Source organism: Citrobacter sp. Cpo074 (genome assembly GCF_030332745.1).
GTDB lineage: Bacteria > Pseudomonadota > Gammaproteobacteria > Enterobacterales > Enterobacteriaceae > Citrobacter > Citrobacter portucalensis.
The window spans coordinates 50,720-67,393 of sequence record NZ_JAOWHG010000038.1; the positions used below are offsets into that span (position 1 = coordinate 50,720).

Annotated in this window: 13 protein-coding genes; 3 read left to right on the forward strand and 10 right to left on the reverse strand. The window is 55.2% G+C overall.

Features of this window, described 5'->3' with window-relative positions; all coding sequences use genetic code 11:
• Positions 1-96: 96 nt before the first annotated feature.
• From iolB to OGX83_RS22060, 10 genes are all read right to left on the reverse strand, one after another.
• Positions 97-915, reverse strand: a complete 819-nt coding sequence (iolB, locus tag OGX83_RS22015) for a 5-deoxy-glucuronate isomerase (RefSeq protein WP_174771164.1) — start codon at positions 913-915, stop codon at positions 97-99.
• 9 nt (positions 916-924) lie between these two features.
• Positions 925-1,815 (reverse strand): myo-inosose-2 dehydratase, encoded by an 891-nt coding sequence (iolE, locus tag OGX83_RS22020; RefSeq protein ID WP_020996280.1) that lies wholly within the window; start codon positions 1,813-1,815, stop codon positions 925-927.
• Between the two features lie 14 nt (positions 1,816-1,829).
• Positions 1,830-3,734: a bifunctional 5-dehydro-2-deoxygluconokinase/5-dehydro-2-deoxyphosphogluconate aldolase gene (locus tag OGX83_RS22025; RefSeq protein WP_286589180.1), complete on the reverse strand. Its 1,905-nt coding sequence runs from the start codon at positions 3,732-3,734 to the stop codon at positions 1,830-1,832.
• A gap of 12 nt (positions 3,735-3,746) precedes the next feature.
• Positions 3,747-4,880: a Gfo/Idh/MocA family protein gene (locus OGX83_RS22030; RefSeq protein ID WP_071444943.1), complete on the reverse strand. Its 1,134-nt coding sequence runs from the start codon at positions 4,878-4,880 to the stop codon at positions 3,747-3,749.
• Positions 4,881-4,888: 8 nt separating this feature from the next.
• Complete coding sequence (locus tag OGX83_RS22035; RefSeq protein ID WP_003826102.1) at positions 4,889-5,917, reverse strand: ABC transporter permease; 1,029 nt, start codon at positions 5,915-5,917, stop codon at positions 4,889-4,891.
• 11 nt (positions 5,918-5,928) lie between these two features.
• Entirely contained in the window at positions 5,929-7,476 is a 1,548-nt protein-coding gene (locus OGX83_RS22040) for a sugar ABC transporter ATP-binding protein (RefSeq protein WP_003839789.1), read from the reverse strand.
• A gap of 53 nt (positions 7,477-7,529) precedes the next feature.
• On the reverse strand, positions 7,530-8,459 hold the full coding sequence (locus tag OGX83_RS22045) for a substrate-binding domain-containing protein (RefSeq protein ID WP_121540386.1): 930 nt from the start codon (positions 8,457-8,459) through the stop codon (positions 7,530-7,532).
• A gap of 38 nt (positions 8,460-8,497) precedes the next feature.
• On the reverse strand, positions 8,498-9,484 hold the full coding sequence (gene iolG / locus OGX83_RS22050) for an inositol 2-dehydrogenase (RefSeq protein ID WP_284884430.1): 987 nt from the start codon (positions 9,482-9,484) through the stop codon (positions 8,498-8,500).
• Between the two features lie 343 nt (positions 9,485-9,827).
• Entirely contained in the window at positions 9,828-11,753 is a 1,926-nt protein-coding gene (gene iolD, locus OGX83_RS22055; RefSeq protein WP_048236589.1) for a 3D-(3,5/4)-trihydroxycyclohexane-1,2-dione acylhydrolase (decyclizing), read from the reverse strand.
• A gap of 11 nt (positions 11,754-11,764) precedes the next feature.
• Positions 11,765-13,270 (reverse strand): CoA-acylating methylmalonate-semialdehyde dehydrogenase, encoded by a 1,506-nt coding sequence (locus OGX83_RS22060; protein WP_071444945.1) that lies wholly within the window; start codon positions 13,268-13,270, stop codon positions 11,765-11,767.
• Positions 13,271-13,563: 293 nt separating this feature from the next.
• Between OGX83_RS22060 and OGX83_RS22065 the strand changes: the two genes are divergently transcribed.
• The 3 genes from OGX83_RS22065 (at position 13,564) to OGX83_RS22075 (ending at position 16,664) form a co-directional block, all read left to right on the forward strand.
• Complete coding sequence (locus OGX83_RS22065) at positions 13,564-14,418, forward strand: MurR/RpiR family transcriptional regulator (RefSeq protein WP_008785563.1); 855 nt, start codon at positions 13,564-13,566, stop codon at positions 14,416-14,418.
• 244 nt (positions 14,419-14,662) lie between these two features.
• Positions 14,663-15,229, forward strand: coding sequence for a Slp family lipoprotein (locus tag OGX83_RS22070; RefSeq protein ID WP_003826090.1), 567 nt, complete (start codon positions 14,663-14,665; stop codon positions 15,227-15,229).
• A gap of 280 nt (positions 15,230-15,509) precedes the next feature.
• Positions 15,510-16,664 carry an efflux RND transporter periplasmic adaptor subunit gene (locus OGX83_RS22075; RefSeq protein WP_008785564.1) on the forward strand — a complete coding sequence of 385 codons (1,155 nt, stop codon included), beginning with the start codon at positions 15,510-15,512 and terminating at the stop codon, positions 16,662-16,664.
• Positions 16,665-16,674 lie beyond the last annotated feature (10 nt).

Below are 16,674 nucleotides of genomic sequence, written 5' to 3' on the forward strand. Positions count from 1 at the left end.
ACTTAAATAGCGCCAACCGTCATCCCATTCCTCCCCCTTTTACTCATCAAAAGGAGGGAAAAAAACGACTCACTTTTAACAAAGCCATTCATGACCTTACTTATCAACCGGATAATCCCTGTTAATCCACGCATGTTCATCTTCCCAGGTAAACATCCATTTGCGAACCGGGCCGGCCATCACGTTAAGGTAGTAACTGTCATATCCCGCCAGGGTTGCCACCGGGTGATACCCTTTCGGCACCATCACCACGTCGCGGTTATAGACTGCCATACACTCGTCAAGCGATCGGTCGTCGGTGTACACCCGTTGCATACAGAATCCCTGCGGCGGGTTGAGGCGATGGTAGTAAGTCTCCTCCAGATAGGTTTCCTGCGGGGGATTATCGGTGTCATGCTTATGGCTTGGGTAAGAACTGGTACAACCTTCGTTGGTCCACACCTCCACCACCAGCAGGCTATCTGCGGGTTTATCTTCCGGTAAGATGTTGTGCACGTAGCGCTGGTTGTGACCTTTGCCGCGCGCTTCCCCGTCGATATCCTTAGGTGCGATCAGCCGTGTTGGGTGCGTGCCTTTCCCCGGTGCAGCGCAGACCGCCAGCTCCAGTCTGGTCACCGCCTGAACCTGTATTGTTTCACCAGCAGTGACATAAACCGCCCACGGTTTGATGCGTTCAAACGGGCTCATCCGCTCACCGATATCCGTAAAAGTTGCGCCCGGCGTGGTGACGGTCGCGCGTCCGGCAACCAATACCAGACAACGTTCTTCGCTGGCGGCGGGCAGCGTAAGCTGCTGCCCTTCCTCCAGTTCATACGCTCTAAAGCCAACATATCCCCAACCGGCGCTTTCCGGCGTCACTGACTGCGTACACCCTTGCGCGTCCGGCTGCTGCCAGCGTGATAATAAACGTGACATATCACCTCCTCAGATAAGCCCGGCATCCCGTGCCAGACGGCTAAGGTTGTTATAGCCCAGACGCGCATACGTCAGCGGATGCGCGATGGCTGGATCCTGCTCCGCCTCCACCACCAGCCACCCCTGATACTGGTTCGCCTTCAGCAAGGCCATGATCGGCGGATAGTCAACGCAACCATCTCCCGGCACGGTAAAGACACCGCTCAGCACCGCATCGAGGAAGCTGGTTTTGCGGTTTTTGACATCCGCCAGCACGTCGGCACGTACGTCTTTGCAGTGAACATGGTTGATACGTGATGCCCAGCGCTGCGCCACAGCCAACGGATCGGCACCCGCAAAGGTCAAATGCCCGGTATCGAGCAACAAGCCAACTTCATCACCGGTATTCGTCATCAGATTATCCACATCTTCAGCAGATTCAATCACCGTTCCCATGTGGTGGTGATAGGCAATCTGTACCCCCTGCTGCTGGGTGTAGCGCGCAAACTCGGTGAGTTTTTCACCGTACTCTTGCCAGCGCTCTTGCGGGAAGCGCGGACGCAGATGTACCGGCGTCTGCTGCTCGCCGTGAATGCAGCCACTGACTTCGGCAAAGACCAGCACCTTCGCTCCCAGTTCGCGCAGTAACGTCAGATGTGACTGCACGGCGGCAATCTCCTCCTCCACGCTGCGTTCCAGCAGACGTCCGGAGTACCAGCCGGAAACCAGTTGCAGGTCGTGGTGCTGCAAAATGGGGCCGAGCAGTCGCGCCTCACGCGGGAATTTGTTGCCCAGTTCGAAACCAGCAAATCCAGCCTCTTTGCCCTCGCTCAGACAGGTATCAAGCGACGTCTCAGCGCCCAGTGAAGGAAGATCGTCATTCGTCCATGTCAGTGGATTAATACCTAATTGTACCGTCATCATCTTCTCCTGAATTATGCTTGTCCGCGCTCGCGCCACCAGGCGATAAGCTGCAGGTAGTTATCTTTAATGCGCGTCACCAGCTGCGCATCGTCAATATCGTGTTTCAACCACGCGCGGGAAGCGTCGCCGAACAGCGTGCGTCCCACGGCAAAACCTTTCACCACCCCATGACCCGCAGCCGCTTTAAAATCAGCACGCAGTTGCTCTGCCGGAGCGTCCAGACCCAGGATCACCACGCCACGGCAGTGCGGATCGCGCCGTTCGATAATGTCACTCAACGCCGTCCAGCCAGCAGAAGTCAGCGGTGGGAGTTTCCACCAGTCGGGGTAGATCCCTAAGTTGTAGAAGCGGGAAATGGCGCGCAAATACAGTTCATCACTGCGCGGCATACTGGCCGGTAAAATCACCTCCAGCAGCAGCTCATGCCCGGACTGGCAACAGGCGCGGTACACCTCAGCGATTTTTTGTTCTTGTTCCAGACGCAACGCGTGGGCATCTTCCGGATGGAAAAAGACCAGACACTTCACCACATGTTCCTGCGGCCAACTAATGAGCTGCGAGCCTATATTGCCGTGTTCCATCTCCAGCGGGCGCGACCCCGGCAGTTCGATAGGGCGACCTATCCACCAGCCCTCTCCGGTTATCGCATTCAGCGCATCCTGACCAAACGTACCATCGCACAGCAGCCCGGCCTTGCCCTCCAGCCCGGCGCTGTGGGCCGCTTCACGGCTGGCCTGCAAAATAAGCTGTTTCAATGCAGGAATACGCTTCAAAGACGCGCCGCACTGCAATGCCATATCTTCCAGTTGGCTACGGTGATCGAAGGCCATCACGCACAGTTCCGGCCATGTGCGGCGGCGAGTCGTCACGCGATGCAAATGGTTGAGATGCGGATCGAGATCCGGACGTGGAACCTCTGCGGCGCGAGAAAGATAATCATCAAGCTCCACTTTGCTCGGCATCGCCGGCGCACAGCCGTGACGCGACACCACCAGTGCGCCGCAGGCATTTGCATAGCGGCACGCCTGTTCCCACCCTTCATCGTTAAGATAGCCGCGCAGCAGACCAGACATAAACGCATCCCCCGCCCCCAGCACGTTCAGCACCTCTACGCGCACGCCGGTGACCGTCAGACCATCGTCCAGCCGGGCCGGGATCGCGTCGGTATACACCGAGCAACCGAGCGCACCACGCTTGCAAACCAGCGTCGCGTGACTCACGCCGCGAACCTGCGACAGCGCCTGCAGCGTATCGGTACTGCCGCCCGCGATATGAAACTCCTCCTCGGTGCCGACAATTACATCAAAAAGATGCAGCACCTCCTGCAACTGGCGGGTGACCTGTTCGGCGGCGATAAAGCGCGTTTCGCCGTCGCCTAAGGAAGTAAGCCCCCACAGCACCGGGCGATAGTCGATATCCAGCGCCGTACGCACGCCGTGACGCCGGGCGTAAGCGAGCGCCGTCAACACCGCCTCGCGGGTTTGCGGATGAGAAAGATGCGTCCCGGTGATGGCAAGACAACGAGCAGAAGCGATGTACTGTTCATCAACATCGCTGGCGGTAATCGCCATATCCGCGCAGTTATCACGGTAAAAAATCAGTGGGAAGGTGTCCCGGTCTTTAATGCCGAGTAGCACCAGCGCCGTCAGGCGGTCTTTATCAGTGATCAGATGGCTGGTATCGCAGCCTACCTGGTTTAATTCTTCACGCAGGAAACGCCCCATATGTTCGTCGCCAACCCGCGCCAGCATTGAGGAACGCAGCCCCTGGCGTGCCGTGCCGTAAGCCACGTTGCCGGACGAACCACCAAGATATTTGGCAAAGCTCGACACATCTTCCAGGCGCGCGCCAATTTGCTGACTGTAGAGGTCAACCGCCACGCGGCCCATGCATATCACATCAAACTGCTTTTCCACGTTGATACCTCTTCAGACAATGTCGTTCACGTTCAGCCAGCGGCCTTCCTGGTGCGAGAGTGCGATAGCGTCAAGCACGCGCGACACCTTCCAGCCCTCTTCAAAGTCCGGCCACATCGGTGCATCGGCGGCAATGCCGTCCACCAGGTCGCGTACTTCCACAGTTTTCTGGTCGTTAAAGCCGATACCATGCCCGGCTCCCATGCAAAACGCGCCGTAGTCCGGGTGCGCCGGGCCAACCAGTAAAGTGCGAAACCCCTGGCGGTTGACCGGATCGTCATGCAGATAGAGCTTCAGCTCAGCCATGCGCTCCTGAGTAAAACTGATGGTTCCTTTGGTCCCGGTAATCACATACGACAACCCCATCTTGCGGCCACAGGCAACGCGCGAGGTTTCAATCACCCCTTGCGCACCGCCCGCAAAGCGCACCATCGCGTGGGCCTGATCTTCGTTCTCTACCGTCACCATTTGCGAGGAACCGACCTGCGCCGGACGCTGTGGCACAACGATCTTCAGGTCGCCGCAGACCTGCTGAATATCCCCAACAAGGTACTGCGCCATATTGACGATATGCGCCGCCAGATCGCCAAGCGCCCCAAGTCCGGCGGTCTCTTTAAAACAATGCCAGTGGATCGGCGCAAGCGGATCGGCCATGTAGTCTTCGTTGTGGGTGCCGTAGAAATGGATCACCTCACCAATTTCTCCGCGCTCAATGATCTCTTTCGCCAGCTGCGCCGTCGGGTTCTTCATATAGTTGAACCCCACCAGCGTTTTCACTCCTGCCCGCTGTGCAGCCTCAACCATTTCACGTGCGTCGTGGGCGTTCAGCGCCAACGGCTTTTCTGAATACACATGCTTGCCATGGCGAATCGCTTCCAGCGCCATCTCTTTGTGCAGATGATTAGGAGAACAGATATCCACGACATCAATGGCCGGGTCAGCCACCAGCGCACGCCAGTCTCCGGTTGAGCGATTGAAGCCAAACGCCTGCGCCCGCTCGGCGGCCAGCTCTGGAGAGACTTCCGCCACCATTTCGCGCACCAGCTTGCCGCGCAGGTTAAACACCGTCGGGGCCTGGGCATAGGCGATGGCATGCGCCTTGCCGATATACCCGGTGCCAATCAATCCAATACGAACTTCTTTCATCATGATCCTCACAATGCGCCGCGACGGCTCTTGGCGTAGGTATCGAACGCCACCGCCAGAACGATAATTAAGCCGGTAATAATTTGTTGGTAGTAAGCCGAGACGTTCATCAGCACCAGACCGTTAATCAGGATGCCCATGATGATCGAGCCGATAATGGTGCCGCCAATACGCCCGTAGCCGCCCATCAGTGAGGTACCGCCAATGACCACCGAGGCGATAACGCGCAGCTCAAACGAGATCCCGGCGACCGCTTCTGCACTGCCCAACCGCGCGCTGAGAATGAAGCCCGCCAGCCCTGCCAGACAGCCAATTAACACGTAGACGCTCACCAGCACGCGCTTCACGTTAACCCCTGCCAGACGCGCCGCCTCCGGGTTGCCGCCGATGGCGTACACGAAGCGCCCCCAGCGGGTTTTATGTAGCGCCAGATAACCGCCTACCGCCACCAGCGCGAATATCCAGATTGGAATGGAGATACCAAGCAGTTCGCCGCGTCCCCACCAGCGGTATCCCGCGTCGAAACCGGCAATTGGTGCGCCGTCGTTAATCACCAGCGTCAGGCCGCGCCAGATCGTCATCCCGCCGAGGGTGACGATAAACGGCGGCAGACGCAGGCGGGTCACGCCGAGGCCATGCAGAAAACCAATCGCGGTGCCCATCGCCATACAGATACCAAGGCCAATCAGCCAGCTCATGCCACCCCAGGCGTTCGGGTCGACGGTGGTGAAGTTGTCGCCCTTAATCACATACGCGGCGGTCATGGCGCAGACCGCCAGGATGGAGCCCACCGACAGATCGATCCCGGCGGTCAGAATGACAAACGTCATCCCCACCGCCATGATCCCGTAGATGGAGACTTCGGTCAGAATGTTGAAAATATTGCGTTCAGAAAGAAAATTGCTGTTCTGCAACTGAAAGAAAATCAGCAGCAGGATCATGAAAATCAGTACCCCAAAACGCTCAAAAAAGGCAATGGGATCAAGACGTCCGCCGCGTTTGGCAGGAACCTGCGTTTTAGAAATAATCTGCGTCATGAATCACTCCGTTATGCCGCATTCAGGGCGTTGTGGTTGATGGCCATCATCGTCATTAGCCGCTCTTCATTAGCGTCGTCGCCGTGGATCTCGCCAGTCACCCGGCCTTCACTCAACGTGATGATCCGATCGGAAACCGCCATGACTTCCGGCAGATCGGAGGAGATCACGATCACCGCCACGCCCTTTTTCGCCATATCAAACAGCACCTGATGGACTTCTGATTTGGTGCCAACATCGATGCCGCGCGTTGGTTCATCCACGATCAACACCCGAGGATTAAGCGCCATGCAGCGCGCGAGGATTACTTTCTGCTGGTTCCCGCCGGAGAGCTTGCGCACCTCCTGAGCGCTGTTGACCATTTTGATCTGCAGCGCCTGGCGGTATGACTCGATAAGGGCATCCTCTTTGCGGGTATTCACAAACCAGCGCCAGTGCAGCAGTGACGAGAGGCTGGAGAGCGACAGGTTGTCGCGGATCGACAGCCCAAGCACCGCGCCCTCTTTTTTACGATCTTCCGGTACCAACGCCAGCCCCTGATCCAGCGCAAACAGCGGATCGCGCGGCTGATATGGCACGCCATCAAGTTCAAAGCTGCCGGAAGTAAAACCATCGGCGCCAAACAGGCAGCGGGCCACTTCGGTGCGCCCGGCTCCCACCAGTCCGGCAATGCCTAACACTTCGCCAGCATGCACGTGGAAGCTAATGTCGTGCAGCGCGATACCGTGCGGATCCAGCGGCGGTTTTTCGCGGCTAAGCCCCTTCACCGCCAGACGCACAGGTTTATCTTCATGGTGAGTTTCGCTGGCCGGACGGCGATTAAAGGCCACATCGCGCCCCACCATCAGGCGGATCAGCTGTTCTACGGTGGTCTGTGCAACCGCGCCATTCCCGGTGAATCGTCCATCCTGGAAAACGGTGAACTGGTCGCAGAGTTGAAAAACTTCATGCAGGCGATGGGTGACGTAGATAATGCTCACGCCACGCCCTTTAAGTTCCCGCACCACACGATGCAGGCTTTCTACTTCGCTGTCGCTCAGCGCGGCGGAAGGTTCATCCATAATGATCAGCTTTGCGTTCAGCGTCAGCGCCCGCGCAATTTCCACCATTTGCTGCTGCGCCACGCTCAGTCGGGCCACGGCCGTGGTTGGCGCAACGTTCAGTTGCAGGTAATCCAGAATCACCTGTGCTTCCTGATTTACCGCCTTTTCGTCAACAATCAGATTACGTTTACGCGGTTCGCGTCCGAGAAACATATTCTCGGCGACGGTCATATTGGGCAGCAGATTAAATTCCTGATAAATCGTGATAATGCCCTTGTTCTGCCGCTCAACCGGAGAGTCTTCTACCGGCAATGTTTCGCCGTTGAACCAAATATCCCCGCGTGTTTGCGGCTGTGCGCCCGCCAGCGCTTTCAGCAGGGTCGATTTTCCGGCACCGTTTTCACCTAACAGCGCATGAATTTCGCCTGCTCCGACGGTCAGCTGTGCGCTGCTCAGCGCCCAAACGCCGGAAAAGCTTTTCGCCAGGTCGGTCACTTTCAGTAAGGGTTGCGACATCGGTCTGCTCCTCCTCATAGAGAGCCGCCACTTGCGCGGCGGCTGCGGACATATCAGTTACCGGCCTCACTAATACGCTCGGCCTGCTGCAGGTTCTCTTTGGTGATAAGCGTTGGCGGGTAGTCAGCCCCGGTGATCGCAGTCTTCTCACGGACGTTATTCACCAACTGGCTCATGGCCGTTTTCACCGCAAAGCCAGGACGCTGATCCGCCGTCACTGCCAGCCAGCCGTCGCGCACACGCGCCAGTGCTTCCGGCACGGCATCGAAGCCCGTGACCAGAACTTCACCCGGTTTCAGTCCTTGTCCCTGTAACGCTTCAATCGCGCCCAACGCCATATCGTCGTTAGCGGAGAGGATCACCTGCGGACGCTTCGGCAACGAAGGCAGAACGCTTTCGACAATGCGCATCCCTTCAGAACGCATCCAGTTACCGGTCTGATCGGCAACGATCTTGTACTTTTCACCACCCGTCTTCAGGCTGTCGCGAATGCCTTTAGTACGTTCAATGTTGGAGGAGGAGCCTGGCTGGCCGGTCAGCAGAATAATGTCTGCCCCGTCAGGGAATTTGGTTTTGACAAAGTCGCCAATCGCCTGACCGCCCTTGTAGTTGTTCGCGCCGAAGTGCGGCACTTTTTTCTGGCTGTCAACGGAGCGGTCGAGGGTAACAACGGGCAGTTTCGCATCCTGAATTTCATCTACCGCGCTGGACACCGCGTTGACATCGTTCGGTGAAACAATAAAGCCCTGTGCGCCACGAGTTATGGCGTTTTCCAGGTCAGCGACCTGTTTTGGCGAGCTACCCTGCCCGTCCAGGACCTGTAAATTCACGCCCATCTCTTTTGCGGCTTTCACCGCCGTGCGCTGCATGTGAACTTCAAATGGCATCGCCAGGTTTGGCGTACTGAAAACAATTTGCTCGTTTTCAGCAATGGCTGCCCCGGATGTCATGGCGATGAGGACAGCTAAGATCAGTTTTTTCATTATTATGTCTCTCTGTGTAGGGTAGGTTGTGGTGACAATCAGAGGAGAACTTCACGCTGGCTATGCAGTGACTCCAGCGCTTTATCCGCCAGATACAGCGCACGCTCGCCATCATCCCCGCTGCAATCAGGGGCCGCTTCGCCGCGCAGTACCGCAACAAAGTGTTCCCATTCCGCGGCATAGGCCGATTTATAACGCTGCAGGAAGAAATGTTCAGGTAACGCGCTGGTGCAGCCGGTCTTCGCGTAGTGCTGCACCTGATTTTCGAGAATGTTGCCCGCGCACAGCAGCCCTTCAGAGCCGTGCAGCTCAAGGCGCTGATCGTATCCGTAAGAAGAACGGCGGCTGTTGACGATGGTCGCCATCGCGCCGGAGGCATATTTCAGTACGATGAACGCGGTATCGATATCGCCCGCTTCACCAATCGCCGGATCCACCAGATTGCTGCCCTGGGCATACACCGAAACCGGCTCTTCGCCCATGATAAAGCGCGCCATATCAAAATCGTGGATGGTCATATCACGGAACATACCGCCGGACACACGCACGTATTCCGCAGGCGGCGGCGACGGGTCGCGGGAGATGATCAGCAGCGATTCCGGCTTTCCGATACGCCCGGCCAGTGCGTCAGTTTTCACACGGCGAAACTGTGGATCGAAGCGGCGGTTGAAACCGATAAACAACGGTACGTCGTACTCTTTGACCACTTTCAGGCAGTCGCGTACACGGGCCAGATCCAGGTGGACCGGCTTTTCACAGAAGATGGCTTTGCCGTGGCGGGCGGCCATTTCAATCAGATCCGCATGGGTATCGGTCGCGGAGGCAATCAGCACGGCGTGAACGTTAGGGTCCGTCATCGCCTCATCCAGGCTTTGCAAACGAGCCTGGTACTGTGTGGCAAGACGGGTGGCAAATTCCTGATTCGGGTCGACGACGGACCAGAGGGTAGTGGCACTGTGACTGGCAATGTTAGCTGCATGTACCTGGCCAATTCGGCCAGCGCCCAGTAAAGCAATGTTAAACATAACGGCTCCCGGTGTTGGTGAATGCGATGAACTAACGACCCTTTAAATAAAACATTTATTTCATTTTTATAAATAGTGAAAATTATGTTTTTGGGTGCAAGTTAACACTTTTGAGATGAGTGAGATAAAATTTGTTATCAATATCACAACATAACAACAGGGAAGATGCAGGAATTGGCCCCCTTCCGTTCTGGAAGGAGGCGATGGATGAAGAGAAAGGAAAAATGAAATGAAAATTTCGTTGTCGCAGGTTACCGGATGACAGCGCTAACGACTTATCCGGCCTGGGGGTAGAATCCGCTGTAGGCCGGATAAGCGCGGCGCCATCCGGCATTAATCGCTTTTAGTACTGACGTGCGTTTTTCATCTGCTCAAACGTCTGCTCAGCCGCTTTTCGCACCGACGGAGATTCTGCCACCTGCGCATCGCCAGTGCGCCACCAGGAGGCATAGTCGTGGGTCATGGTTTTCGGCAGAACTTTGATATCCAGCAGCACAGGTCCCGAATGCGCACGCGAGGCTTCCAGCGCCGCCAGCAGGCTTTGCTCGTCATGTACACGCCATGCCCGACAGCCGTAGCTTTCAGCGTTTTTAGCAAAATCGACCTTCACCAATGGCCCATCCAACCGTCCGGTTTGCGGGTTGCGGTGACGGTTTTCCGTACCGAAGCTCCCCATCCCATGCCCCATCTGCAGGTTGTTAATACACCCGAAGCTGGCGTTATCAAACAGCAGGATAGTGACTTTTATCCCCTCCTGGACGGCGGTTTGTAGCTCGGAATGCAGCATCATGTACGAGCCATCCCCCACCATGGCATATACCGGCTGCTGCGGCTTCGCCAGCCTGGCTCCAATAGCAGCCGCAATCTCATAGCCCATACAGGAGTAACCGTATTCCAGGTGATAGCTGTCCGGGGTTTTGACCTGCCAGATACGCTGTAAATCGCCAGGCAGCGATCCGGCGGCCCCCACGACGATAGCGTTATCTTCAATGTGCTGATTGATAAGCCCCAGCACCTTCGTCTGGGTCAACCGGGTGTTTAGCGTGTCGCCATATTCCGCCAGCTGAGCGTCAAGATGCCCAGCCACTTCGGGTTCGTCATCGGGACGCCAGTCGCGCTCCCATAAACGTTGGCACTCATCGCGCCAGGCCTCTTGCGCCTTAGCGACCTCCTTCCCCCAATCGCTGCGGTAGTCTTTCAGTGTTTCAGTTAATGCCGTAAGCCCGGTACGGGCGTCGGCGATAAGCGCAGTAGCATCAAGCTTCAGTGCGTCAAACTCCGCCACGTTCAGCAGCAGGAACTCAACCTCCGGATGAGAAAACAGCGCTTTCGAACCGGTGGTAAAGTCTGTGAGGCGCGTACCAATGCCGATCACCAGATCGGCTTGCGGTGCGAGCTGATTCGCTGCCATCCCTCCAGTTACCCCAATGCCTCCGAGGTTAAGTGGGTGGTCACTAACCAGCGCTCCCTTTCCGGCCTGAGTTTCGGCAAACGGCAGTTGCAGCGTTTCAACAAACGTACGAAACGCCTCATGCGCGCCGGAATATCGTACCCCGCCGCCGCATACCACCAGCGGACGGCGTTTGCGGGCAATCAGCGCCCGCGCCATCGCCAGACGCTGCGGGTCGGGTGGTCGACGTTCGATCAAATGAACGCGGCGCGCAAAGAAGCTCTGCGGATAGTCCCAGGCTTCCCCCTGCACATCCTGTGGCAGGCAAATAGTTACGGCACCAGTATCTGCGGGGTCAGTAAGCGTTCGCATCGCGTTTAGCATCGCGCTCATTAACTGCTCCGGGCGGTTAATCCGGTCCCAGTAACGCGAGACCGGGCGGAAGCAGTCGTTGGTACTGATGCCAAGGTCATGGTATTGCTCAATTTGCTGCAATACCGGGTCCGGCTGACGACTGGCGTAGACATCGCCAGGCAACAGCAGCAGCGGAATACGGTTCGCCGTCGCGGTTGCCGCGGCGGTGACCATGTTTGCCGCTCCCGGCCCAACCGATGACGTCACGGCAAAAATACGCTGGCGCCGATGCTGTTTGGCGAATCCGGTCGCCATGTGCGCAATTCCCTGCTCATTACATCCCTGCATCACCTGCAAATGACCGGGTGCCTGCTCCAGCGCCTGGCCAATGCCAAGCACGTTACCGTGACCAAAGATGGTGGCGACGCCCTCGACAAAGGGCGTTTCCACGCCATCGACACAGATATATTGTTGATTAAGGAATTTGACCAGCGCCTGAGCCATGGTCATACGTTCGGTTTGCATAAACCCTCCTGTCAGCCCAGCGTTGGCATGGAGAACGCGGCCCCTGTGTCCTGCAGCATCTCCGGCCAGCGTGCGGTGACGGTTTTCATCCGGGTGTAGAAGCGCACACCATCGTTACCATGAACGTTCAGCGCACCAAAAATGGACCGCTTCCAGCCGCCAAAACTGTGGAACGCCATCGGCACCGGAATTGGAACGTTTACGCCCACCATGCCCGCCTGCACTTCTTCGCAGAAGCGACGCGCACAGCCGCCGTCACGTGTGAAAATTGCCGTGCCATTACCATATTCATGACGGTTAATCAGTTCCACCGCGCTGCTGTAATCTGCTACGCGCACCACAGAAAGCACCGGTCCAAAAATCTCTTCTTTATAGATGGTCATCTCCGGCGTGACGTTATCAAACAGGGTCGGCCCGACAAAATAACCCTGCTCATGGCCTTTAACGCTAAAACGTCGACCATCCACGCGCAGGCTGGCCCCCTGCGATTCCCCACTGTCGATATAACCGAGCACTTTATTACGGTGTACCGAGGAGATAAGCGGCCCCATTTCATTTTCCGGTGTCTGGTCAAGACCAGGCCCGACACGCAGCGCCGCAATCTGTTTTTCCAGTCTCGAGCACAGCTCATCTGCCGTTTTATTCCCTACCGCCAGCACGACCGAAAGCGCCATGCAGCGTTCACCCGCCGCGCCGTAAGCGGCCCCCATAATGGCGTTGGTTGCCATATCCATGTCGGCATCCGGCATTAAAATGCAGTGATTTTTAGCGCCACCTAACGCCTGGCAACGCTTACCGTGGGCCGATGCCGTCTGATAAATGTATTCCGCAATCGGCGTAGAGCCGACAAAGCTCACGGCCTGCACACGCGGGTCAGTTAACAGCACGTCAACGGACTCTTTGTCCCCCTGCACGACGTTGAACACGCCGTCCGGCAATCCGGCTTCTTGCAGCAGTTTGGCCAGAGCCAGGGCGAGAGAAGGGTCTTTTTCTGAGGGTTTCAGCACGAAGGTATTCCCGGTTGCCAGCGCGATGGGGAACATCCACATCGGTACCATTGCCGGAAAGTTAAACGGCGTGATCCCGACGCAAACCCCGAGCGGTTGCATCAGCGAATGGCTATCGACGCCGGTCCCTACGTTGGCTGAGTGTTCGCCCTTTTGCAGATGTGGGATGCCACAGGCAAACTCCACCACTTCCAGGCCGCGGGTCAGCTCACCAACTGCGTCAGAGAATACCTTGCCATGCTCTTCGCTGATGATGCGAGCCAGCCTCTCCATGTTTTCTTCCAACAGCGCCTTAAAGCGGAACATCACTCGCGCACGTTTTAACGGAGAATGGCGCGCCCACCCGGGGAATGCGTCGTGCGCTGCCGCAATGGCCTGCTCGGTTTCCTGTGTAGTACTCATCACCACCTGGCGGATCTGTTCGCCGGTGGCCGGGTTGAAGATTGCCTGAACGCGCTGGCCTGAACCGGTGACACATTCGCCGTGGATAAAATTCGCTACTGTCTCCATCCTTAACCTCTCGCTGTTGATACGTGACTGTTACCTGAACACTGTTATCTGTGTACTATATATGAAACAAACATTCCATTTTAAGTTGAAATAAAATAAATAATGATTAATGTGATCAAGGATGGGTTTTTATGTTAACAAGCGGAATCGCATGATTAGCGTGCACTGGCATAACGTTTCAGCGGACGACAAGCCTGAAGCTTTTGTTTCGTTTTTACAGCCAGATGAATGAGTGACATTTCAAAGACGCGGTTTTGCGTTTAGAATCATAAAACTATGTACCAGGAGGTAAAATGACAACAGCAACCAGCCTGAACGAGCTGCAGCAGCAAATCCGCGATCGCTACGATAGCCTGAGTAAGAGGCTGCAGCAGGTGTCCCGCTATGTGCTGGATAATACCAATAGCGTGGCCTTTGATACGGTTGCCGTCATTGCTGAACGTGCCGGAGTGCCACCCTCTACGCTGATCCGCTTCGCCAACGCCTTTGACTTCACCGGCTTCAACGAAATGAAACAGCTGTTTCGTATGAACCTGGTAGAGGAAACCGCCAGCTACAGCGACCGCGCGCGCATGTTCCGTGAGATGGAAAGCGAAGCCGTACCGGAAACCCCGCTCGATATCCTGCAGGAGTTCGCCCGTTCGAATACCCAGGCGCTCCAGCAGCTGGCAGCCCGTGCCGAACCTGAAATGCTGGAACGCGCCGTACAATTGCTGGCAGAAGCCGACACCATTTACATTGCAGGTCTACGTCGTTCGTTTAGCGTAGCGGCCTATCTCACCTACGCCCTGAGCCATCTTGAGTGTCGTCCTATTTTGCTCGACGGAATGGGCGGAATGCTGCGCGAGCAGATTAACCGCATCAAAGCGCACGATATCGTGGTGTCGATTAGCTTCTCGCCTTATGCGGAAGAAACGCTGATGGTCAGCGAAACTGCGGCCAATGCCGGCGCGCGCCAGATCGTGATTACCGACAGCCAGATAAGCCCGCTGGCCACGTTCAGCGATCTCTGCTTTGTGGTGAAAGAGGCGCAGGTTGACGCGTTTCGATCCCAGTCTGCGACGCTGTGCCTGGTGCAGTCGCTAGTGGTGGCGCTGGCTTACCGTCTGGGTGACGGGAGTAATGAAAACGGTCATTCTGTCGGGTGATGAGCACCGCAAAAATTGACGATCCGCTTTATTACATTCCCGCCAGCGTGACGTGAAACCGTGATGCCAGCCGTTACTTTTATGGTCGTTGAAAATATCGCCCTCATTCAGCGACCAGATAAAATACAATCCGTTATTACCATAAGCTACAATTATATTAATATTAGATAATCAACAATGCGCATGCTGACAATAATACGCAAAGGTTTACTATAGACCTGTCTTTTTTAAGCAGGAAAGTAAAATGAAAAATACAAAAGGGTTGATGATTATTGCCCTTGCTTTCACCCTGGCATCATGTGCTTCCATTCCTGAGAATATCAAAGGTAATAATCAACCCGATATCCAAAAAAACTTTATCTCCGTGCATAACCAGCCCGGTTTATATACCGGTCAACAGGCTCGCTTTGGTGGTAAAGTCATCAATGTGATTAACACCAAAAATGATACGTTGCTGGAAATCGCCGTTTTGCCACTGAACGACTCTGCTAAGCCACAAATAGACGCGAGCTATCAGGGACGTATTCTTGCCCAGCAGAAAGGTTTCCTCGATCCGGTAAACTACAGAAACCATTTCGTGACCATTTTGGGAACAATTCAAGGAGATGAGTCAGGATTCATCAACAAAGTCCCGTACAACTTTGTTAAAGTTGATTTACAAGGAATCCAGGTTTGGCATTTAACTGAGTCTGTCAACACCACCTATAACATGTGGGATTATGGTTACGGCGCATTCTGGCCTGAGCCGATGTGGGGAGCGCCTTACTACGCCAATACAGTCACTCAGGTAACTCCGGAACTAGTGAAATAATCCCAGAGGTAAGATGGCGCGACTATATTCCGGAGTCAAGTGTTGGCAAACAACCCTTCTCATCACCCCGCGTTTATCTTATTGCGCCATCCTGCTTCATGAGATCCTTCGCTTAACATGCATTCTTCCTGTTACATATAATTTTTAACCGCTAATTTGTTAGCGAAGAAATGGGCTTTACCCTTCTCATGCCTGACCATCTTTTGTTATTTACCGACAACTCCCCCACCCTGCATGCAATAAAAGAACATTTGTGTTTATACATTATTCAGGGATTACTATGAACAGAAAATGCTTACTGTTGATACCATTATTCTTTAGTAGCGTCATCATCACCGCCTGCGATAATAAACCTGCAGTAAAAACCGCCATGGAGCCCGAGGTCGGCGTTGTTACCTTAGCGCCCTCCTCAGTAAATATTAAAAGTGAACTTCCGGGTCGCGCGCTTGCGTTCGAGATCGCCGAAATCCGTCCTCAGGTTGGTGGGATCATCATAAAACGCAACTTTGTTGAAGGCGATAAAGTCAGCAAAGGAGAATCACTGTATCAAATTGATCCTGCCCCGCTGCAGGCACGACTGGACTCAGCCAAAGGCGCGTTGGCAAAGGCACAGGCTACCGCCAATAATGTTCGTCTGACACTCAATCGGCAGTCAGCGTTAATAAAATCTAATTACGTCAGCCGCCAGGACTATGACACGACGCGTTCACAGCTTAATGAAGCACAAGCCAATGTTGCCGTCGCTAAAGCGGATCTTGAACAAGCCACCATCAATCTTCGATACGCCAATGTTACCTCGCCCATTGATGGCATTAGCGGCAAATCTTCCGTGACCGTGGGTGCCCTGGTTACTGCCAATCAGGAAAACGCGCTGGTCACCGTTCAGAGATTAGATCCGATTTATGTTGATTTAACCCAGTCAGTACAGGACTTCTTACGCCTGAAAGAAGAGAAAGCCAACGGCCAAATCGCCCAGCAACAAGGCAAAATTCCGGTTGAGCTAATGCTGGAAAACGGCAAGCCCTATCGCCATACCGGTACGCTTGAGTTTTCCGATCCCGCTGTTGATGAGACCACCGGTTCGGTAACCCTGCGCGCCGTATTTCCCAATCCTGAAGGTGAAATTTTACCCGGTATGTATGTCACGGCGTTGCTGGATGAAGGTAGTCAACAAAACGTGTTGATGGTCCCCCAGCAAGGAATTACGCATAACGAGCAAGGAAAAGCCACCGCGCTGATCCTTGACCAGGAAAACGTAGTGCAACTGCGTGAAATAAACGCAGTGAAGGCCGTTGGTAATCAATGGTTAGTGACCGCGGGATTACATCCTGGCGATCGGGTCATTGTGTCCGGATTACAAAGAATTCGTCCGGGAATCAAAGCCCGGGTCCTCCCTTCAAAACTGAACACACCTGACACGGTAGCTGAACAGTAATATTTCAGGC